The sequence below is a fragment of the Leucobacter salsicius M1-8 genome, from assembly GCF_000350525.1.
GTDB lineage: Bacteria > Actinomycetota > Actinomycetes > Actinomycetales > Microbacteriaceae > Leucobacter > Leucobacter salsicius.
This window is the reverse complement of the sequence record NZ_AOCN01000022.1, coordinates 26,960-46,666: the sequence shown is the minus strand read 5'-3', so window position 1 is coordinate 46,666 and position 19,707 is coordinate 26,960. Positions and strand designations below refer to the sequence as shown.

Genomic DNA, 19,707 nt, shown 5'->3' with positions numbered 1-19,707 from the left:
AGAATCCACCCACCAACGAAACGAGTCCCCTATGGCTTCACTGCTGATCGACAACATCGGTGAACTCACCACGAACGATGACGAGCTCGGTCGTCTGAGCGATGCAGCGGTCGTCGTTGAAACGTCGGGGCCAGACGCTGGCCGCATCGCTTGGGTCGGCCCTGCTGACCAGGCCCCCGCGGCGGACGACCGTTTCGATGCCGCGGGACGGGCCGTGCTGCCCGGATGGGTCGACTCCCACACCCACATGGTGTTCGCGGGAGACCGCACCGCCGAGTTCGAGGCGCGCATGGCGGGTGAGTCGTACGCGGCGGGTGGCATCAATGTCACGGTGAACGCGACCCGGGAGGCCTCCGATGAGGCACTCGAGGCCAACCTCGTGCGCCTCATCGACGAGGCGCGGCGCGGCGGCACGACCACCCTTGAGACGAAGACGGGCTACGGGTTGACGGTGGCCGACGAGGTGCGCTCGGCACAGATCGCGGGCCGCCACGTCGACGCCGTCACCTTCCTCGGCGCGCACCTCGTACCCGCCGATACTGATCCCAGCGAATACCTAGACCTCGTCACCGGCCCCATGCTCGAGGCGGTCGCCCCGTTCGTGAGCGCGGTCGACGTGTTCTGCGAGACCGGCGCGTTTGACAAGGCTGCGTCGCACCGTGTGCTCGAGGCCGCGGCTCGCGTGGGCCTCGCCACCCGCGTCCATGGAAACCAACTCGGCCACGGGCCCGGCGTGCAGCTCGCCGTCGAACACGGCTCGCTCAGCGTTGACCATGTGGCGTTCTTGAGCGACGAGGACGTCGAGGCGCTTGCGGCATCTTGGTCCGGATCCGGAGCCGCGGGCGCAGCAGCCACCAGCGCAGGTGCTCCCAGGGGCACCGTCGCGACGGTGCTGCCCGCATGCGATCTGTCGACTCGCATGCCGCTCGCGCCGGCGCGCAGGCTGCTCGACGCGGGGGCGCAGATCGCGATCGCGTCGAACTGCAACCCGGGTACCTCGTACACCAGCTCGATGGCGTTCTGCGTCGCGACCGCGGTGTTGCAGATGGGCCTCACGATCCAGGAGGCGGTGCGCGCCGCGACGCTCGGCGGGGCGGTTGCGCTCGGCATGCGTGACGTCGGCGTGATCCGGCCCGGCGCGCGTGCCGATCTGCAGCTACTCGAGGCCCCCTCGGTCACGCACCTCGCGTACCGGCCCGGCATGCCGCTGACGTCAGCGGTCTGGCGGGCCGGGTTGCGCGAGTTCTAAACGTTTCGTTCCACAGTCGTTGCCCCCTCGCTCAGAAACCACCGCCCCCTAGCTGCTGGGGCCACAAGTGGGGATTACGGCTAGGCATAACCCCAACTCATGGCCCCAACTCAAGCATTGAATCAGGCGAAGCCCTACAGCGCCGGGAATGGGCATTCTGCGAACAGCCGCGAGAGTGCGGGAGCGAGCAGTCGCGGGTCTCGCCCCAATCTCTCAGTGAGCGTCTTGCGGGTCTGCGCAAGGTTTTCTGCAAAGAAGTCTTCGTAGTGCAGACGCAGCACCTCATACCCCGCTTCTCGAGCGCGCTGCAGCCTGATCTCATCGTGAAGGTACTGATCCCGGTCCGTGCGATGCTGCTCTCCGTCGTATTCCAGAATCAGTTTTTTGGAGTAATCAACAAGGTCAAACCGGCCAATCAGCTTGCCGTGAGCGTCAAACACCTCAGACTGCATTTCCAAATCGTCGAGACCCATGCGTGCCAGTTCGAAGTGCAGCAGCGTTTCCATACGCGACTCTGCACCGACGCGAGACACTGACAATGCCATTCTCAGCCGCTTCGCCTGCAGAATACTTCCCGAAGAAAGTGCAGCCGTAATTGCCGCCTTCGTTGAAATCGAATACTGACGCCACGGTGGTCCCTGCAGTTTCAGCATGTGGTCAAATGCAACTACAAGGTCACAAAACGTGAGCAAGGGTACCGCTTGAAGTACCGCGTCGAGGATGGGGATGCAAGGTAGCCCCGTGTGGTCGTACACGGTGCGAAACGATGCTCGTTTTCGGTGCCCAATCACGCTCTCATCACGAGTGCGGTTGTTGTGGTGGGGTGATGTGACGTGTACCTCGAGCGGAGCCCGGATCGGTACTTTCAGTAGCAACAGCGCTGTCGTGTGGCTGAACACTTCACCCGCCCGCAAGGCCGGATACACCCCTTGTGCAAGGACGCGAGTCGCCTCGTCCACATGCATGCGAGGGAGCTTTTGTCGCAAGCGGTAGACCCCCCACCGCACTCGCGCAAATCTCTCGTGTCGAAGCATGTCACGAGTGACGCCGAGTCTGGCCCACTCTGCGGTGGTGTGTGCTGTACCTGGCGCATACGCGACTGGTGTGGGTGTGCGAGTCATGCACTCCAGTGTGAACATCTGCGGAGCCCCTATTAAGTTCTCCACAGCACGGGCCAAGAAAAATGAGTCCGCCCGCACAATCGCCCCCTGTGGACGAAGCACTTTCCTCACGCAAGCCCCTCGCTGGGGCCGCACGTGGGGGTTATGCCCGCCTATTACGCCCGCACGTGGCCCCAGCAGGTGAGGTTTGCTGGTGCGGCCTGCGGGTGTAGCATCCGCGGCACGGCCGTTGTTAAGCCCGGGCCCGCCCATGAATGCGCGTGGACAGGGTCTGCGCGGTCGTGCGTACGTCTTGGGCCATGCCTGCGAATTGATCCGGATCTATCCCGTCCTCGGCGAAGGTCACCGCAATCGCGGCCACCGGCCAGCCGCGGTGATCGAGAACCGGCACCCCGATCGACGCGAGACCGGCGGTCACTGAACCACGTTCGAGTGCATAGCCACGCGTGAGTGTGTCGTCAAGCACGGAACGTAGCTTGGAGTAGCGGTCGATGTGTTCGGCCCCCTCGGGGTCCTCATGTCGATGGACAAAGGCCTCGCGGTCGGGAAACAGGGCGCACACCTGGGCTTTAGGCAATGCGGCAAGGATCGCGCGACCACTCGCCGTGAGTTGCATCGGCAAACGCACATCGACATCGGTGATGAGTCGGCGGGCCCCCGGGGCTCGCTCCTCCACGACGTAGAGCACGTCGCGGCCGTGAGGCACTGCAAGGTGGCAGCTCTCACCCAGCCGGTCGACCAATTGGGCGATCAGTGGCCGACCAAGGCGGCTGAGTGGCTCTTGACGTTCATATGCACTCGACAGTTCGACTGCTGCAATGCCGAGCCCGTAGCGTTTCTCCTCGGGCAAGTGCATCACAAAGCCGTGCTGCTGCAGCGTGGTGAGCAGGTGGTAGACGGTCGAGCGCGGCAGCTCGAGCTGCGTGGCGATCATGCTCGCGGCCATCGGCCCGCGTGAGCGCGCCAGCAGGCTTAGGATACGCAACGTCTGATCGGCGGCGGGCACCTTGGTCGCGGGGGGCACGGTCATGCTGGCACTGTACCCCGTACCGGCGCCCCATCCGGGCGCGCTAGCGGAGCTGTGCGCCAAGGGCGGCTTCGACCTGCGCGCGCACCGCACCGCTCACGACGAACTCGTGCGCCGCCGTAATAGTCGGCGACAGGAACGAATCGGTGTCGGGCGCCGAGATTCGTGTGCGAAATAGCTCGTGCACGGCACTGGTCGCGGGCGAGGGCGTCTGAGTATCAGCGTCACTTGCCTGCGCACGGAAATCGAGGGCGCGGGTCGACGCCAACAGTTCGATCGCCAGCACGCGCGACAGCCCGTCGACGGCGCGGCGTAGCTTGCGGCCGGCGTGCCAGCCCATCGACACGTGGTCCTCCTGCATCGCCGAAGACGGAATGGAGTCGACCGAGGCGGGGGCCGCCAGGCGCTTGAGCTCAGAGACAATGCCCGCGGCGGTGTACTGGGCGATCATGAGCCCCGAGTCGAGACCCGCGTCGGCCGCAAGAAACGGCGGCAGCCCGTGATTGCGGGCCACGTCGAGGAAGCGGTCGGTGCGGCGCTCCGAGATACTCGCGAGATCGGCGACCGCGATCGCGAGAAAGTCGAGCGCGTACGCCACGGGGGCGCCGTGAAAGTTACCGTTCGATTCGACCCGGCCATCGGGCAGCACCACGGGGTTGTCGATCGCCGAGGCAAGCTCGTACCCGGCGACCGTTGCGGCGTGCGCCGCAGTATCGCGGGCAGCGCCGTGCACCTGGGGTGCGCAGCGCAGCGAATACGCGTCCTGCACGCGAGTGAACTCGCCCTCGCGGGGGCGCTGAATTAGGTGGGACCCCTCGAGCACCGCGCGCATGTTGGCAGCTGCCGCGGCCTGGCCGGGGTGCGGGCGCAACGCCTGCAGGTCTGCCGCGAACACGGCGTCGGTGCCAGCGAGTCCCTCGACAGAGGCCGCGGCGGCAACATCGGCCACGGCGAACAGATCGGCGAGGTCGGTGAGCGCGAGGCACAGCATGCCCAGCATGCCGTCGGTGCCGTTGATAAGGGCGAGACCCTCCTTCTCGGCGAGCACGAGCGGTTCGATGCCCGCTGCGGCGAGCGCCTCGGCGGCATCAATCGGCGCGGTGTGCGGGTCGAGGCTCACGCGCACCTGGCCCTCGCCCATGAGCGTGAGGGCGCAGTGGGCGAGCGGGCTGAGATCCCCTGAGCACCCCAGCGAACCGTACTCGTGCACCACCGGGGTGATCCCCGCATTAATGATCGCGGTATAGGTCTCCACCACGACCGGACGCACACCCGTACGTCCGGTGGCGAGCGTGGCAAGCCGCAGCAGCATCAGCGCTCGCACGACCTCACGCTCAACCTCGGCGCCGGTGCCTGCGGCGTGCGAGCGGATCAGGCTGCGCTGCAGCTGCTGACGCTTGGGCGCCGGGATCTGCACCTTGGCGAGCGCCCCAAATCCGGTCGAGATGCCGTAGTGGGGCTGAGTGTCGTTCGCGAGGTCCTCGACGATCTGGCGGCTCGCGGCAACACGGTCGTACGAGGCAGCCGATACGGCAATGGCCGCATCGTGGCGGGCGACCGCGACGACCTCGGCGATCGTGAGCGGTGTGGCGCCGAGCGTGACGGTTGCGTGAGTGTTCATAGTTTGATTCCATCGCACTCGCGGGCCGCACGACACAGCCAACCGACCTTCGCTGTCTGAAATCCCAGACAATCACGAGACGTGATGTTTCAGAAGCCGCCGCGAAGTTGTTACGGTCAAGACATGAGCAGCGATCACAGTCCCCGCAATGAAGCGCAGACCGGCCCCGTCCTATCGTCAGATCCCGCTTGGCCACGCACGGGCGGTTGGGGGCCGCTGCCCGAAGCGGGCGTGCACGTCGACATGGCACTCGTGGGCATCCCCACGTCGCGCACCTCGCTCTCCCCCACCAACGCGCATGAGACTCCCGCCGCCGTGCGGGCGGCGCTGCGCCGGTACTCGGGCCACGTCGTCGCCCCGGGCTTCCCTGGCCGCCGTCGACTCGAGAACGAGCTGGTGCTCGACGAGGCGCTCACCATCATCGATGCGGGCGACGCCATCGACCCCGACACCGAGGTGGGCGAGGCAGCAGCGCGCGCGCTCGTCGCAAGCCTCGCGGCTCGCGCAGACCTTGTCGTGTCTCTCGGCGGCGACAACTCCCTCACCGTTCCCGCGGCGCTGGGGGTTTACGGTGACGATCTCGAAACGGCCGGGCTCATTACGCTCGACGCACACCACGATCTGCGCGACGGCCGCTCGAACGGGTCCCCCGTGCGCCGGCTGATCGAGGCGGGGCTCAACCCGCGTCGCATTGTGCAGATCGGCATCGCCGACTTTGCCAACTCCGCCGAGTACCGCCGCCGGGCGAAGGAGTACGGCATCACCGTGATTCACCGCGATGAGCTCCACACCCGCACGATGCACGACGTGATCGAGGAGGCGCTGCACATTGCGGGGTCGGGCGGCGGCCCGCTGCATGTCGATCTCGACGTCGACGTCTGCGATCGCTCCGTCGCCCCCGGCTGCCCCGCATCGATTCCCGGTGGCATCCAGGCGCACGAGCTCCGGCTCGCGGCCCGGCTGCTCGCGGCAGATTCGCGCGTGCGCGGCATCGACATCGCCGAGGTCGATGTCACCGTCGATACCCCGGATCAGCGCACCGTGCGGCTCGCGGCGCTGTGCGTGCTCGAGGCCGCGGCGGGACTCGCGAGCCGCCCGGGGCGCTAACACGCAGCGCGATTCTCTGAAACTCAGGCGCTCGGGTTACAGTGTTTCGGTGCGGGAGATCCCGCCGAGAGGGATCGCGCAATGAATTCGACGGACGGCCTGCCCCCGAAGGCACCAGCCTCAGAGGTACCCGATCCGGCCCAAATGACCACGCGGTCACACGCGCGCGATGCAGATGCATCGCGGCCCCACACTGAGCTGAAGCGAGGGCTCACCGCCCGCCACATTCGTTTCATGGCGCTCGGTTCAGCGATCGGCACGGGCCTCTTCATGGGCTCGGCGGGTGCGATTCAGACCGCGGGCCCCTCGGTGCTCCTCGCGTACATCATCGGCGGCGCAGCCGTCTTTATGGTGATGCGTGCGCTCGGCGAGCTCGCGGTGCGCAATCCCGTGTCCGGCTCCTTTTCGGCCTACGCCTCGCGTTATATCGGCCCGTTCGCGGGGTTCCTCGTGGGCTGGACGTACACCTTCGAGATGTTCGTGGTCGCCCTCGCCGATGTCACCGCGTTCGGCATCTACATGGGATTCTGGTTCCCCGACGTCGACCGCTGGATCTGGGTACTTGCAGCCGTGTTCTTCATCGCGGCGCTCAATCTCATCAGCGTGAAGGCCTTTGGTGAGCTCGAATTCTGGTTCTCGCTCATCAAGATCTCGGCCATCGTGCTGATGATCGCGGGCGGCATCGCCGTCATCGTGTTCGGCTTCGGCAACCAGAGCGAAGGCGCCGCGGGCCTCGCGAACCTCTTCAGCCACGGCGGCTTCATGCCCAACGGACTGTGGGGCTTCCTCGCCTCATTCACCATCGTCATGTTTGCGTTCGGCGGCATTGAGATCATCGGCATCACGGCGGGCGAGGCGCAGGACCCGGGCCGTGTGATCCCCAAGGCCATCAACTCGGTGCCGGTGCGCATCCTGCTGTTCTACGTCCTTACGCTCGGCGTCATCATGATGCTGCAGCCCTGGACCGCCATCGACGGTTCGTCGAGCCCGTTCGTGTCGGTGTTCGACTCGATCGGCATTCCGGCGGCCGCCCACGTGCTCAACTTCGTGATCATCACGGCGGCGCTCTCGGCAATCAACGCCGATATCTTTGGCGCGGGCCGTATGCTCCACGGCCTCGCTCTCAAGGGCCAGGCACCCAAGGCGTTCACGCGCACGAGCCGCGGCGGCGTGCCCTATATGCCGGTCGTGGCGATGGTGGGTGCGCTGCTAGTGGGCGTCGTCATCAACGCACTGTTCCCGGATCAGGTCTTCTTCCTCATCGCCGCGCTCGCGACCTTCGCCACGGTACTCGTCTGGCTCGTCATTCTGATCGCCCACGTACGCATGAAGCGTGAAGTGGCCCGCGAGGGCCTCACGCCGAGCACGTTCCCCGTGCCGCTGTGGCCGGCGGCCTCCTATGTCACGATCACGTTTGTCATCGCGGTGCTCGCACTCATTGCGATCGTGCCCGACACCCGGCCCGCCATCTACGTCGGGGCCGGCTGGGTGCTGCTGCTCTCGGGCTGGTACTGGTTCTTCCTTCGCGGCCGCCGGGCCGCGCCGATTGCGCCGTAGCGGAGACCGGAGCCGACCTCGGCTCGTACCCGGCTAAGCCACCCGCCAATCGATCGGGGCCGCCCCCTGCGCCTCGAGTGCCGCGTTGGCCCGGCTGAACGGGCGCGACCCGAAGAACCCGCGCCGTGCCGACAGCGGCGACGGATGGGCGCTCTCGATGACCGTCGTTGCGGCAAGGCGGGGCGCGAGTGCCCGCGCATCATTGCCCCACAGGATCGCCACGAGCGGCCCGCCCCGAGCTGCGAGCGCATCGATGGCACAGTCGGTGACCCGCTCCCAGCCCATGCGGCGATGGGCCCCGGCCTCCCCCGCGCGCACCGTCAGCACGCGGTTGAGCAGCAGCACTCCCTGGTCGGCCCACGCGCTGATATCGGGGTGGGGTGCCGGATCAATCCCCAGGTCGTCATGTAGCTCGCGGTACAGGTTCGCGAGGCTTCGTGGCAGCGGCCGGACATCGCGAGCGGCCGCAAACGCGTACCCCATCGCATGCCCGGGGGTGGGGTACGGATCCTGCCCCACGACAAGCACCCTCACCCGTGCGAGCGGCCGTTCGAATGCCCGATAAACATCGGCCTCGGGAGGAAGTACCTCAACGCCCGCGGCGCGCTCGGCCGCGCGCGCGGCGTCAAGCGCTGCGAGTTCAGCCGCCACGGGAGTGAGCGCTGCCGCCCAATCGTCCGCGATGCGCCCCGCCTCGGCGAGACCCTCGAGGTATGCCAGCCCCTCGGCCTCAGTTTTCCCTGCCACGCGAGATACCACGCGCCCGCCTTTCGTTCGACGGCCCCAGCCCCCCTGTTCCGAAGACCGTGTACGCCGTAAGGATGCAGTGTACCGGGCGATAAGTTACGCCTCGTGTCGGCACGTGTTGCCGCCCCGGCGAGCATTTCGTAGTCTCAATACAGCGTCACTGCGAGCCTAATTGCGGCGGCCCCCTCCACTTCCACTCACCGAGGAGTTTCCAATGACTGACACCACCGCATGGGGCTTTGAAACCCAGCAGATTCATGCTGGTCAGGTACCCGATCCCACCACCGGATCGCGCGCCCTGCCCATTCACCAGACCACCGCTTTCGTGTTCGAGGACACGGCGCAGGCGGCGGGGCGTTTCGCGCTGACCGAGTTCGGTCCCATTTACACGCGCCTCAACAACCCGACGCAGGACGTCGCCGAGCAGCGCATCGCGGCCATCGAGGGTGGCACTGCTGCACTGCTGCTCGCTAGTGGCCAATCGGCATCGACGTTCGCTGTGCTCAACATCGCTGGCGCGGGCGACCACATTGTGTCGTCCTCCTCGATTTACGGCGGCACGTACAACCTCTTCAAGTACACGCTCGCCAAGCTGGGCATCGAAGTCACCTTTGTGGAGGATCAGGACGATCCGGCAGCATGGCAGCGCGCTGTGCGCCCCAACACGAAGCTGTTCTTTGCCGAGAGCATCGCGAACCCCCGCTCAAACGTGCTCGACATTCGTGCCGTCGCCGACGTCGCGCACGAGAACAATGTGCCGCTGATCGTCGATAACACCGTCGCAAGCCCCTACCTCGTGCGTCCCTTCGAGCACGGCGCAGACATCGTGCTGCACTCGGCCACCAAGTTCCTCGGCGGCCACGGCACGACCCTCGGCGGAGTCATCGTCGACGGCGGCAAGTTCCCGTGGTCCGAGCACGCCGACCGCTTCCCCGGCCTCACGGAGCCCGACGAGTCATACAACGGCGTCAGCTACACCGGTGCGGTGGGCGACGGGATCGCCTACATCATCAAGGCTCGCGTGCAGCTGCTGCGCGACCTCGGCGCATCGATCGCTCCGCTCAGCGCGTGGCTGCTGCTGCAGGGCATCGAGACGCTGTCGCTGCGCATGGAGCGCCACGTGCAGAACACGCAGGAGGTCGCGGAGTGGCTCGATAACCACCCCGACGTCGCGACCGTCTACTACTCGGGTCTCCCCACAAGCCCCTGGTACGCCGCGGCCAACAAGTACGCCCCCAAGGGTGTCGGCGCGGTCGTTTCCTTCGAGCTCAAGGGCGGAGTGGAGGCTGGCCGCGCGGTCGTCGAGAACGTCGAGCTGTTCAGCCACGTCGCCAACATTGGCGACGTGCGCAGCCTGATCATTCACCCCGCATCAACCACGCACTCGCAGCTCAGCCCCGAGCAGCAGCTCACTGCGGGCGTCACCCCTGGCCTCGTGCGCCTATCGGTGGGCCTCGAGCACATTGATGACATCAAGGCGGATCTCGAGAAGGGCTTCGCTGCCGCTCGCAAGGTTGTCGCCGACGCTGAGGCCAACGCCTAGCAGCACGCGCGCATCGAGTTGCCCCACATGCGTCTTCGCTCTGAAGGCGCATGTGGGGCAACTCGCGTAATACCGCCACGCCGCCGCCGCGTCACGCAGCGCGGCCCCCGCCCGCAGGGCAGAATGGAGCACCATGGACTGGCAGACCCCCGAGGACTCGTTTCCCACCGATTTCATCACCGACGCCCAGCTGCGCGCGCTGATGGGTCGGCCGCCCATTTCGGGCGGGTGGCGCGACGGCGACCCGGTGGGGCAGCGTCAGTTCGCGGCGATCGGAACGCTTGCTACCGAGGCTGGCCAGGAGATCCCCAACGTTCGCATCGCGTACGAGACCTTCGGCGAGCTCAATGCGGCGCGTGACAACGCAATTCTCGTGTTCCACGCGCTCACGGGCGACAGCCACCTCATGGGCGCCGCGGGCCCGGGCCACCCCACCGATGGCTGGTGGTCCGAAATCGTGGGCCCGGGACGCCCCCTTGATACCGAGAAGTACTGCATCGTGGCTCCCAATGTGTTGGGCGGCTGCCAGGGCTCGACGGGGCCCGGATCCCTCGATCCCGAGCACCGTGAGTGGGGTGGCAGGTTTCCGTTTCTCACGATCCGTGACCAGGTCGCTGCGGCGGCCCGCTTCGCCGACTCGATCGGGATCGAAGAGTTTCATACCGTCATTGGCGGATCGATGGGGGGCATGCATGCCCTCGAGTGGGCGCTCACCCAGCCGGGTCGCGCACATCGGCTCGCAGTTATCGCGGCTCCTCCCGTCACGACCGCCGACCAGATCGGTCTCAACCTCGTGCAGCTCGAAGCGATCAGGTCTGATCCGGCCTACCACGGCGGCGACTACTACGATGCTCCCGACGGGGTCGGCCCGCACCACGGGCTCGCGACCGCCCGTCGACTCGCGCTGCTGAACTACCGCAGCAACACCGAGCTCGACGAGCGCTTCGGGCGCGCCTGGCAATCGGCGGTCAGCCCGCTCGGCGGCGGCGGGCGATTTGCGGTCGAGTCCTACCTCGACTTCCATGGCAACAAGTTCACGCGCCGGTTCGACGCCAACAGTTACCTCACCCTCGTGCAGGCCATGAACTCGCACGACGTGGGGCGCGGCCGTGGCGGCGTGCGCGCGGCGCTCTCCACGATTGAGATTCCCACGCTCGTGCTGGGCATTCCCAGCGATCGCCTGTTCACGCTTGAAGGGCAAGATGAGATTGCCCGGCACACCCCGGGCAGCCTCGACGGACCGCAAGCCACCCGCATTGACTCCCCGTTCGGCCACGACGCCTTCCTGATCGAGTTTGAGCGAGTGGGCACCGAGCTGACGCGGCTGCTCTGTCAGTAACCGCTCGGGCGCGCGGACGCTCGGGCACCGGCGAGGACGCTCCAGTCTCAAGGGATCATTTCAGCTGAGACTCGTTGTCGTCCCACTACAGTTGTAATTTCACCGGTGAAATTTGTGGCCCCCGCGCCCACTACCAAACGAGGTCTCGATGAACCGCCAAGTTCGTTTTCCCCGCACCGCACGTCTCGTGCTGCCCGCCGTGCTTGCAGCAGGCGCACTGCTGCTGACCGCCTGTAGCGGTGGCGACGCCGGCGATAAGGAGCCCGCGCAGGGACCGCTCACGAAGTACATGAATGCCCTCTTCGAAGGCGAAGAGTACACGCAGGAGACTTTCGACAAGCAACAGCTCGAGGTAGAAGAACTCGTCGCGGCGTGCATGACCAAGGAGGGGTTCGAGTACATCCCGAATCCCTCGAACGGCGGCATGGTGATGGCATCGGAGGGTGAATCTGAAGGCCCAGAGTGGGGTACCGAGGAGTTCGCAAAGCAGTACGGTTACGGCATCATCGATTGGCCCGGGAGCGAGGACGTGGAGGCGCAGCCCGATGAAGACGAGTACGTCGACCTCAACGCGGACTACGTGAACTCACTCAGCGAGTCAGAGTCGGCTGCCTACTATGAGGCACTGCACGGCCCGCAGCCCACCGAAGAAGAAATGCTCGCACAGCAGGAAGACGAGAACTACGAGTACAACTGGGAGGAGGCCGGCTGCTACGGTGCTGCAAATAACAAGGTGCAGCAGGAGTCCAACAGTTACCAGGCAGCCAGCGAGGACCCCCAGTTTGCCGACCTGTTCACTGCAATGAACGAGGTGTTCAGTGTCGTCTATGACGAAGAGAACCCGCACGAAGACGTCGCCAAGCTCAACCGCGACTGGGCAGATTGTGTAGCCGAGGCGGGCCTCAGTGAGTTCACCTCTCCCAACCAGGCGCAGCAGGCGTTGTTCGATGAGTACAACGAGCTGCAGTCGGCTGGCGGCGACAACGAGGAGTACGTCGAACCGAGCAAGGCAGATAAGAAGAAGTTTCAGGAGCGCGAGGTCGAAGTTGCAGTGGCTGACCTCGCCTGCAAGAAGAAGCTCTCCTACGACGACAAGCTCGAGAAGCTGCAATTCGAACTCGAACAAAAGTTTGTCGACGAGCACAAGGCTGAGCTCGACGCGATGATCGCTCAGTACGGCACCGCCGCGAAGAAGGACTAGCCGCATGGCAGCATTCTCGCGTCGCGGTCGGCGCGCAGCTTCCGCGCCGTCGGTCGACGCCAGCGAGGCGACCGCGGACGCCTTAAAGGAAGCGACGGAGGCCGAAGCGGCAGAATCGGTGAGCGATGCCGGATCAGCTGCTGCGGCACCCGATGCAGTCGCTGTTCCCGGGCGCCGCGGCTGGTCTGGCCCACGTCTTGTCGCGCTGGTGGCGGGCGTCGCCGTCGGTTCCCTCCTGATCGGGGTCGCCGCAATGCAGTTCATCGTGTCGCCGGCGGAGATGGCCGCAAAGTCGAAGCCGCCCGAGCCCGGCCCCATCACGACCCCGGTCGAGCTGCGCACGATCGAGAACACGGTCATCACCCGCGGTGAGGTGAACTACGCCGACGCGGTCGATGTCACCATTGACACGGCCGGCGGCGAAGATCGCCCGGTGGTCACGGGTCACGTGCCCACAATTGGCACCGAGTTGAAGGCCGGCAACATTGCCCTCGAAGTGGCAGGCCGGCCGGTAATAGTGCTGCCTGGCGGGCTCCCCGCCTACCGTTCGCTGAGCATCGGCATGCGCGGGCCCGACGTGGTGCAGCTCAAGACCGCGCTCACGGGTCTGGGTTTCGCCGCCGGCGACGCCTCAAACGACACGTTTGAGTGGGATACCGCGTCGGCGCTCGGCGCGCTGTACGAGCAGATCGGATACTCGGCCGCGACCGGCGGCGAGGCGACCCAGGAGGGGCTGCGGGGTGCAGAACGCTCGGTGCGCGATGCCAATGTGATGCTCGCTCAGGCCCAGGCGAGCCTCGAGCAGGCGCGCGCCGACAAGATGCCCTCGCTCGTTGGCGAGCAGGCAGCCGTCGATTCCGCCTACACCGCACTGTCAGACGCGCAAGAGCAGCTGGCGCAGGCCCAGCAGGCCGTACTCCCCACCATGCCTGCGAGCGAGGTGCTCTTTCTCGAGAGCTTGCCTCGCCGCGTCGATGCAATTTCGGTGGCCCGCGGCGACATCCTTTCGGGCAGCCCCATGAGCGTTTCCGGTGCGACCCTCACTATCATCGGCAGCGTCTCGAAGCAGGACGCCGAGCTGCTCGCCGACGGCACGGTCGCGTACTTTCCCGGCCCCGATGGCGAAGAGCTCACCGCCACCGTGCAGAAGATCATTGCACCGAAGAAGAGCGGCACCGGCAGCGGTGCCGGGGGCGACACCGCACAAGAGGGCGGGGGGAACTCGGGAGGTAACGCCGGTGGTTCAGCTGGTTCCCGCTACGAGGTGCACCTCACGCCGGGCAAGCTCACCCCCGAACAGCTGGAGGCCGTGCGCGGCACGAACGTGCGCGTTCGCATTCCCGTAGCCTCCACCGAGGGCGAGGTGCTCGCGGTACCGATCGCGGCGCTGTCTGCCGGTTCGGGCGGTGAGGACCGCGTCGAGCTGCTCGTCGATCTCAAGGACGGCCCCAACGCCGTCACCGAGATCGTCACGGTCACGGCGGGCCTCGCGGCCGACGGCTACGTCGAGGTCACCAGCGAGGACCCCCGCATCAAGGCGGGTGCCAAGGTCGTGGTCGGCAAGTGACGGCCCTTGAGGCGATTCTCGACGCTACGCCCGCATCCCCCACTCGCCCTCCGAGCGACCGCGAGGTGGTGCGCCGGGCCAAACGCCGGGCGCGCGAGCACGCGCGAGCGGCGAGCATGATCGCGGCCGCTCCCATCGGCGATCCGGGTCACGCGGGCCCCATCGTCACCCTCGAGGACGTCACACGCTACTTCCCGGGGCCGCCAGCCGTCAACGCGCTGCGCGGCATCGATCTCATAATCGAGCGTGGCGACTATCTTGCGATTGTGGGTCCATCGGGATCGGGCAAATCCACGATGCTCAACACGCTGGGGCTGCTCGACCGGCCCAGCACGGGCACATTTCTCTTCGAGGGCGTCGACGTCGGCAAGCTCACCGAGGACGAGCGTGCGGCGCTGCGCGCGACCGCGATCGGCTTCGTGTTTCAGTCATTTCATCTGCTGCCGACCCGCAGCGTGCTCGAAAACGTGATGCTTGCGGGCACCTACGAGGGGGTGCCCCGCGATCAGCGCGAGGACCGCGCCCGCGCAGCACTCGAGAGGGTCGGGCTCACACACCGCGTCGACTTCTCCCCCGCCCACCTCTCGGGCGGTGAACGACAGCGCGTCGCGATCGCTCGCGCCGTCAGCGGCGAGCCACGGCTGCTGCTCGCCGACGAGCCCACCGGCAACCTCGACCGCAAGAACTCGGACTCGATCATGCAGCTGTTCGCCGACCTCGGTGCCGATGGGCTCACGATCGTCATGATCACGCATGACGAATCGGTGGCCGAGGCCGCGGCCCGTCGCGTGCGCATGCACGACGGTGAGCTGACGGAGATCGCATGATCCGGCGTAACTCTCGACCTATCACCCGCAAAATCTCCAGCCGCGATCTCGTGCGCGAGGCCTTTGAGGGCATCGGGTCGCGCCCGTCGCGACTCCTGATCACCATGATCGGCACGGTGCTCGGCATCGCTGCGCTCGTCGCCACGATCGGTTTTGCGCAGACTGCGGCCGGTCAGATCGCCCAACAGTTCGATGCCCTTGCGGCCACGCGCGTGACCGTGGAACCCGGCACCACCAATGGCCCGGGCGGCAGCGACCGTGCCAAGGTGAGCCTGCCGTGGGATGCGGTCGATCGGGTGTCTACCCTGGCCGGGGTCGAGCACGCTGCGCTCTATGCGAAGGTGCCCGGGGACCTTCCCGTCACCGCGGTGCGGGTGCAGGATCCGTCGGCCCCAGCCCAAGCGTCTCCCCCGGTCGTCGCCGCGTCACCCGATCTCCTCAGCGTGGTCGAAGGCGAGGTGCAGACCGGCCGGTTCTTCGACGCGGGCCATGATCGCCGCGCTGACCGCGTGGTGGTACTGGGAGCAGAGGCCGCGAAGCGGCTTGGGATCAACCGCGTCACGGGCTCACCGGCCGTCTTTATTGATGACCGCGCCTACACAGTGATCGGCATCCTCGACAAGGTCGGCACCCGTTCGGCGCTCCTCGATGCCGTCATCGTGCCGGTCGAAACGGCCCGCGCTGAGCTCGGCTTGAGTCGGGCCGAGAGCCTCGACATTCGTATCGCGGTCGGGGCTGGCTCAGTTGTCGCCCATCAGGCGCCCATCGCCCTCGACCCAAACTCCCCCGACCTGTACAAGGTGACCGCACCGCGCAGCGGCAACCAGCTGCAAGAAGGCGTGGAGGCTGACGTCAACGTCTTGTTCCTGGCCGTGGGAATAGTGGCGCTGCTGGCGGGCGGCATTGGTATCGCCAACGTCACATTGCTGTCGGTGTCAGAGCGTCGCGGCGAGATTGGGCTGCGGCGCGCGCTCGGGGCCCGGACCCGGGACATCGCCGCTCAGTTCATGCTCGAATCCCTGACAAGCGGTGTGCTGGGCGGGTTGATGGGTGTCGTCGTGGGCATCTTCGCGATCATTGGGGTGTGCCTCGTACAGCAGTGGACGCCGGTGATCGCGCCCTGGGCTGCGCCGCTCGGGGTCGCCGTCGGCGCGCTCGTGGGGCTTGCCGCAGGTGGCTATCCGGCGATCAAGGCCGCGCGTATTGAGCCGGTCGACGCCCTGCGCGACGCGTAAGAGCTCGAGTGATTGTGGGACCCCGAGCGTAAGGGGCGGGGGGTGCTCGGGGCCTCACGGCGCATATTTCGAGCGGTTGCCCGATCAAGAGGAGCTCTTGTCTGTCCGAGAAAAGGAAGTGTTCGCACTTCTCGCGCTTGGAAAGCCCCGCCCTGAGATCGCTGAGATCGCTGAAATCGCTGAAATCGCTGAAATCGCTGAGACGCTCTACGTCTCTCTCATCACCCTCAAGACGCAGTTGCGTTCGATCTATCGCAAGCTCGGGGGGAGTCGCGTGCAGATGCGCTCCAGCAGGCAAGCAGTCGCGGTCTCCTGTAGTTTTCAGGCTGAGGCTCAGATCGCTCACACCTGCCTTTCGGAACCCTCACACCTTGCCCGTCTAGGCTCAAGTTCGGCAAGCGAGTCGTAGACGGAAGGACCCTGGTGAGCCTCACTAAACCGCACCGCGCGGGTCGCAGAACCCAGGCAATCGTGCTGGCAGGAGTCGCTATTTCGACGGGACTCGTCGGCTGTTCTCAGGCAACCGACCTCACCGCCCATTCCTCCAGCTTAAGTGCGGCACAGGGATCCGACATTCTTGCGCCACCATCTGAGCGCGTGTACGAGGTGACCGACATTGATGTGTCGGCCGCCGACGGTGCCACCAGCCTTACGCTGCCCGACACAATCACCCCCACCGGATACTTCGTGGTGGGCGATGGGGTCATCACCGATGCCTGGTTCGAAACCAGTTTTGGTAGTTCACCCGATGACCAGTCCGCCGCTTCATTCCGACTGACTGAGCCCACCGTGCTACGCCGCCTTCAGAGCGACGACGGATCTCTCACCGCAGTGGGAACGCTGACCTACGGTGGAGTCGACCGGCCCGACACACCCGTCCAGTTTTCCATCGTCTCACTCGATGACACGAGCGCCGAGGTCGACGTGCTCGTCAGTCCTCCCGCCAGTGTGCTGACCTCGGGCGACGAGCCCGCGATCGCCGCCCGCATCACGTTCGACGCGCAGTAGCTCTCGACGCGCAATAGCGTTCGTTACTCGAAGCGGTTGCGCTTCGTCGCGTCGTGCACCTCGCCGACGAGCTCCTCGATCACGTCTTCCAGAAAGACGACGCCGAGCTCCAGCCCCTCCGAGTCGTGAATGCGCGCGAGGTGGATACCGCGCGCCTGCATGCGTGCCAGCACGTCCTCGAGTTCGGTCTCGGCGTGCATTGCAATCATCTCGCGCACCCGCTTGTCGGGGATCGGCTCGTGAATGCGATCCTCACCCAACCGCACCAGGTCCTTAATGTGCACGTAGCCGCGCAGTTCGCCGGCAGCATCAGCCAGCAGGTAACGCGAGAAGCCATGCCGAGCGACCGCTGCCTCGACGTCGGCGGGCGTCGCTCTCGCCGGCAAGACAACGAGCTTTTCGCGCGGCACCAACAGATCGCTTGCGTGCTTGGTGGTGAACTCGAACGCTGCCGTGAGCGCCCCGCTCCGATCCTCGAGCACGCCTTCCCGCGTCGAATGGCTCACGATGCTCGCGACTTCTTCGAGCGTGTAGGTGCTGTTCGTCTCAGATTTCGGTTCCACCCCGAACAGGCGCAGCACACTGTTCGCGATCGCGTTCAACGCGGCAATGATGTGACGCAGCAGCCGCGACACCGCCACAAGCGGCGGCGCGAGCAGCAGCACGGCCTGATCCGGCATTGAGAACGCCGCATTCTTCGGCACCATTTCGCCAAACACGACGTGCAGATAGGACACGATCAGCAGTGTAATCACGAACGCGGTAATCGATACGACCTCGACGGAGAGCCCCGTCCAAGACAGTGGGCCAACCAGCAGATGGTGGATCGCGGGCTCAGACACATTCAGGATCATGAGCGAGCAGACAGTGATACCCAGCTGGCTCGTGGCCAGCATGAGCGTCGCGTGCTCCATCGCGTAGAGCGCGGTCTTCGCGCGCTTCGATCCGGCCTCGGCCTTGGGTTCGATCTGTGACCGGCGCGCCGAAATCACCGCAAACTCGGCCCCCACGAAGAACGCGTTGGCGATCAGCAGCACCACGAGCCAAAAGATTCCCATCCAGTCGCTCATGATGCCTTCCCTGGGGTCTTGTCGTCTGGGTCGGTCGCCGCTACTTCAGCGGCCCCCGGGGGCAGCGGGTCGCTCGTGAACCGCAGCCGAGAGATGCGGCGCCCCTCGAGTCGTTCCACGCGCAGCGTGCCGCCGTCGTCGAGCCGCACCTCGTCGCCGACCTCGGGCATGCGGCCGAGTTGGCTCAGCACGAAGCCAGCAACGGTGTCATACTCGTCGTCCTCGGGCACGTCGATGCCCGTCTGCTCGAGTAGTTCGTCGGGGCGAAGATCGGCGGGGAAGGTCATTTCCTGGGCGGTGCCCAGAACGCCGGCCGCGGCCCGGTCGTGCTCGTCAGAGACCTCGCCGACAATTTCCTCGACCAGATCTTCGAGCGTCACGATGCCGGCGGTGCCGCCGTACTCGTCGACCACGATCGCGAGCTGGAATCCGTTGCCACGCAGGTCCTCGAGGAGCTGATCGAGCCGGATCGTCTCGGGGACGCGCACGGCCTCTTCGGCGAGTGCAGCAACCGGCACCTCGTTTCGCTTCGCGCGCGGAACGGTGACGGCCTGCTTCACATGCACGACTCCGACCACGTCGTCACGGTCCTCGTCGATAACGGGAAAACGGGAGAAGCCAGAGCGACCCGACAGCTCGAGCACGTCCTGGGCGGTATCGAGCCGGTGCATGCTCTCGACCTTGAGTCGCGGGGTCATAACGTCGCCCGCGGTCAGCTCGGCGAAGCGCAGGGTACGGCCGAGCAGGGTGGCCGTGTCTGCTTCAAGCAGCCCGGCGCTGGCGGAGTGACGCACGAGCGAGGTGAGTTCCTCGGCCGAACGTGCGCCCGAGATCTCTTCCTTGGGTTCGATGCCAATGCTGCGCAGAATGCCGTTTGCGCTGCCATTGAGCAAGAGCACCGCGGGTTTAAACGTGGCGGTGAACGCCGCTTGGGCGGGCATCACAAATCGGGCGGTGGCGAGCGGCTTTGCGAGGGCAAAGTTTTTGGGAACGAGCTCACCGGCGATCATCGAGAACACCGTAGCCAGTGCCACCGCGACGGGAGCACTGATCGTGCGACGCAGCTCTGCCGGCACCCCGAGGGCGCCGAGCGGGCCGTCAAGGAACGAGCTGATTGCGGGTTCTAGGGTGTACCCGGCCAGCAACGTCGTAAGGGTGATGCCCAACTGCGCACTCGACAGGTGCGTCGAAGTTCGCGACAGCCCACGAATCACCCGATCGAGGCCACGCTCGCCGCCCGCGCGCCGACGCTCCAGGTCTTGCCGGTCGAGCGCAACGAGCGCGAACTCGGCCGCGACGAATACACCGGTACCTATCGTGAGGACGATACCGATTGCGAGGAGTGTCCATTCGCTCATGCGATGGCTCCCGCGAGTCTAGGTTGCCGCGCCAGTGCGCGGCAGGTACTCGGAGGGTCTGAAGGTCTTCGAGAGTCTGAGTCCATAGCGCGAACGACCCTATCATTCCGCGCTGGAGAAACAGCCGAAC

Annotated in this window: 17 protein-coding genes; 11 read left to right on the top strand and 6 right to left on the bottom strand. The window is 66.0% G+C overall.

Going from position 1 to position 19,707, the window contains the following annotated elements; all coding sequences use genetic code 11:
• Positions 1-31: 31 nt before the first annotated feature.
• Positions 32-1,249, top strand: coding sequence for an amidohydrolase family protein (locus tag C795_RS0109390; protein ID WP_017793501.1), 1,218 nt, complete (start codon positions 32-34; stop codon positions 1,247-1,249).
• A 134-nt stretch (positions 1,250-1,383) separates the two neighbouring features.
• Here C795_RS0109390 and C795_RS17565 read toward each other — a convergent pair whose 3' ends face one another.
• The 3 genes from C795_RS17565 to hutH form a co-directional block, all read right to left on the bottom strand.
• Positions 1,384-1,902: a DUF559 domain-containing protein gene (locus C795_RS17565; RefSeq protein WP_232225467.1), complete on the bottom strand. Its 519-nt coding sequence runs from the start codon at positions 1,900-1,902 to the stop codon at positions 1,384-1,386.
• Between the two features lie 700 nt (positions 1,903-2,602).
• Positions 2,603-3,400, bottom strand: a complete 798-nt coding sequence (locus C795_RS0109380; protein ID WP_017793499.1) for an IclR family transcriptional regulator — start codon at positions 3,398-3,400, stop codon at positions 2,603-2,605.
• Positions 3,401-3,440: 40 nt separating this feature from the next.
• A complete protein-coding gene (hutH, locus tag C795_RS0109375) occupies positions 3,441-5,018 on the bottom strand; it encodes a histidine ammonia-lyase (RefSeq protein ID WP_017793498.1) in 1,578 nt (525 codons plus the stop codon).
• Between the two features lie 123 nt (positions 5,019-5,141).
• On the opposite strand from hutH, the gene C795_RS0109370 reads away from it, so the two are divergent.
• Together C795_RS0109370 and C795_RS0109365 are read left to right on the top strand one after the other, a co-directional pair.
• Complete coding sequence (locus tag C795_RS0109370; protein ID WP_017793497.1) at positions 5,142-6,125, top strand: arginase family protein; 984 nt, start codon at positions 5,142-5,144, stop codon at positions 6,123-6,125.
• A gap of 81 nt (positions 6,126-6,206) precedes the next feature.
• Positions 6,207-7,682: an amino acid permease gene (locus tag C795_RS0109365; RefSeq protein WP_017793496.1), complete on the top strand. Its 1,476-nt coding sequence runs from the start codon at positions 6,207-6,209 to the stop codon at positions 7,680-7,682.
• A 33-nt stretch (positions 7,683-7,715) separates the two neighbouring features.
• Here the strand turns inward: C795_RS0109365 and C795_RS0109360 are convergent, their stop codons facing one another.
• Positions 7,716-8,441, bottom strand: a complete 726-nt coding sequence (locus tag C795_RS0109360; protein ID WP_232225466.1) for a uracil-DNA glycosylase — start codon at positions 8,439-8,441, stop codon at positions 7,716-7,718.
• 202 nt (positions 8,442-8,643) lie between these two features.
• Between C795_RS0109360 and C795_RS0109355 the strand changes: the two genes are divergently transcribed.
• The 8 genes from C795_RS0109355 (at position 8,644) to C795_RS0109320 (ending at position 17,149) form a co-directional block, all read left to right on the top strand.
• On the top strand, positions 8,644-9,972 hold the full coding sequence (locus C795_RS0109355; RefSeq protein WP_017793494.1) for a bifunctional o-acetylhomoserine/o-acetylserine sulfhydrylase: 1,329 nt from the start codon (positions 8,644-8,646) through the stop codon (positions 9,970-9,972).
• Positions 9,973-10,105: 133 nt separating this feature from the next.
• Positions 10,106-11,311: a homoserine O-acetyltransferase MetX gene (gene metX, locus C795_RS0109350; protein ID WP_017793493.1), complete on the top strand. Its 1,206-nt coding sequence runs from the start codon at positions 10,106-10,108 to the stop codon at positions 11,309-11,311.
• A 148-nt stretch (positions 11,312-11,459) separates the two neighbouring features.
• On the top strand, positions 11,460-12,512 hold the full coding sequence (locus C795_RS15715) for a hypothetical protein (RefSeq protein ID WP_017793492.1): 1,053 nt from the start codon (positions 11,460-11,462) through the stop codon (positions 12,510-12,512).
• Between the two features lie 4 nt (positions 12,513-12,516).
• A complete protein-coding gene (locus C795_RS0109340) occupies positions 12,517-14,079 on the top strand; it encodes an efflux RND transporter periplasmic adaptor subunit (RefSeq protein WP_017793491.1) in 1,563 nt (520 codons plus the stop codon).
• Positions 14,076-14,906 (top strand): ABC transporter ATP-binding protein, encoded by an 831-nt coding sequence (locus C795_RS0109335; protein WP_017793490.1) that lies wholly within the window; start codon positions 14,076-14,078, stop codon positions 14,904-14,906. Before C795_RS0109340 ends, C795_RS0109335 begins: the two co-directional genes overlap by 4 nt.
• Positions 14,903-16,141, top strand: a complete 1,239-nt coding sequence (locus C795_RS0109330; protein ID WP_017793489.1) for an ABC transporter permease — start codon at positions 14,903-14,905, stop codon at positions 16,139-16,141. Before C795_RS0109335 ends, C795_RS0109330 begins: the two co-directional genes overlap by 4 nt.
• 97 nt (positions 16,142-16,238) lie before the next feature.
• The gene (locus C795_RS0109325; protein ID WP_157487057.1) at positions 16,239-16,550 is read left to right on the top strand and encodes a helix-turn-helix domain-containing protein; all 312 of its coding nucleotides are present in this window, start codon (positions 16,239-16,241) and stop codon (positions 16,548-16,550) included.
• Between the two features lie 14 nt (positions 16,551-16,564).
• Entirely contained in the window at positions 16,565-17,149 is a 585-nt protein-coding gene (locus tag C795_RS0109320; RefSeq protein ID WP_157487056.1) for a hypothetical protein, read from the top strand.
• Between the two features lie 23 nt (positions 17,150-17,172).
• Here the strand turns inward: C795_RS0109320 and C795_RS0109315 are convergent, their stop codons facing one another.
• Together C795_RS0109315 and C795_RS15710 are read right to left on the bottom strand one after the other, a co-directional pair.
• The gene (locus C795_RS0109315; RefSeq protein WP_017793486.1) at positions 17,173-18,219 is read right to left on the bottom strand and encodes a hemolysin family protein; all 1,047 of its coding nucleotides are present in this window, start codon (positions 18,217-18,219) and stop codon (positions 17,173-17,175) included.
• Complete coding sequence (locus tag C795_RS15710; protein WP_017793485.1) at positions 18,216-19,577, bottom strand: hemolysin family protein; 1,362 nt, start codon at positions 19,575-19,577, stop codon at positions 18,216-18,218. The genes C795_RS0109315 and C795_RS15710 overlap by 4 nt, the downstream gene beginning before the upstream one ends.
• Positions 19,578-19,707 lie beyond the last annotated feature (130 nt).

Excerpts from the sequence above, each read along its gene's own strand:
- C795_RS0109390 (WP_017793501.1), top strand. The coding sequence starts at position 32 with ATGGCTTCACTGCTGATCGACAACATCGGTGAACTCACCACGAACGAT.
- C795_RS17565 (WP_232225467.1), bottom strand. The coding sequence starts at position 1,902 with ATGCTGAAACTGCAGGGACCACCGTGGCGTCAGTATTCGATTTCAACG.
- C795_RS0109380 (WP_017793499.1), bottom strand. The coding sequence starts at position 3,400 with ATGACCGTGCCCCCCGCGACCAAGGTGCCCGCCGCCGATCAGACGTTG.
- hutH (WP_017793498.1), bottom strand. The coding sequence starts at position 5,018 with ATGAACACTCACGCAACCGTCACGCTCGGCGCCACACCGCTCACGATC.
- C795_RS0109370 (WP_017793497.1), top strand. The coding sequence starts at position 5,142 with ATGAGCAGCGATCACAGTCCCCGCAATGAAGCGCAGACCGGCCCCGTC.
- C795_RS0109365 (WP_017793496.1), top strand. The coding sequence starts at position 6,207 with ATGAATTCGACGGACGGCCTGCCCCCGAAGGCACCAGCCTCAGAGGTA.
- C795_RS0109355 (WP_017793494.1), top strand. The coding sequence starts at position 8,644 with ATGACTGACACCACCGCATGGGGCTTTGAAACCCAGCAGATTCATGCT.
- metX (WP_017793493.1), top strand. The coding sequence starts at position 10,106 with ATGGACTGGCAGACCCCCGAGGACTCGTTTCCCACCGATTTCATCACC.
- C795_RS15715 (WP_017793492.1), top strand. The coding sequence starts at position 11,460 with ATGAACCGCCAAGTTCGTTTTCCCCGCACCGCACGTCTCGTGCTGCCC.
- C795_RS0109340 (WP_017793491.1), top strand. The coding sequence starts at position 12,517 with ATGGCAGCATTCTCGCGTCGCGGTCGGCGCGCAGCTTCCGCGCCGTCG.
- C795_RS0109330 (WP_017793489.1), top strand. The coding sequence starts at position 14,903 with ATGATCCGGCGTAACTCTCGACCTATCACCCGCAAAATCTCCAGCCGC.
- C795_RS0109315 (WP_017793486.1), bottom strand. The coding sequence starts at position 18,219 with ATGAGCGACTGGATGGGAATCTTTTGGCTCGTGGTGCTGCTGATCGCC.
- C795_RS15710 (WP_017793485.1), bottom strand. The coding sequence starts at position 19,577 with ATGAGCGAATGGACACTCCTCGCAATCGGTATCGTCCTCACGATAGGT.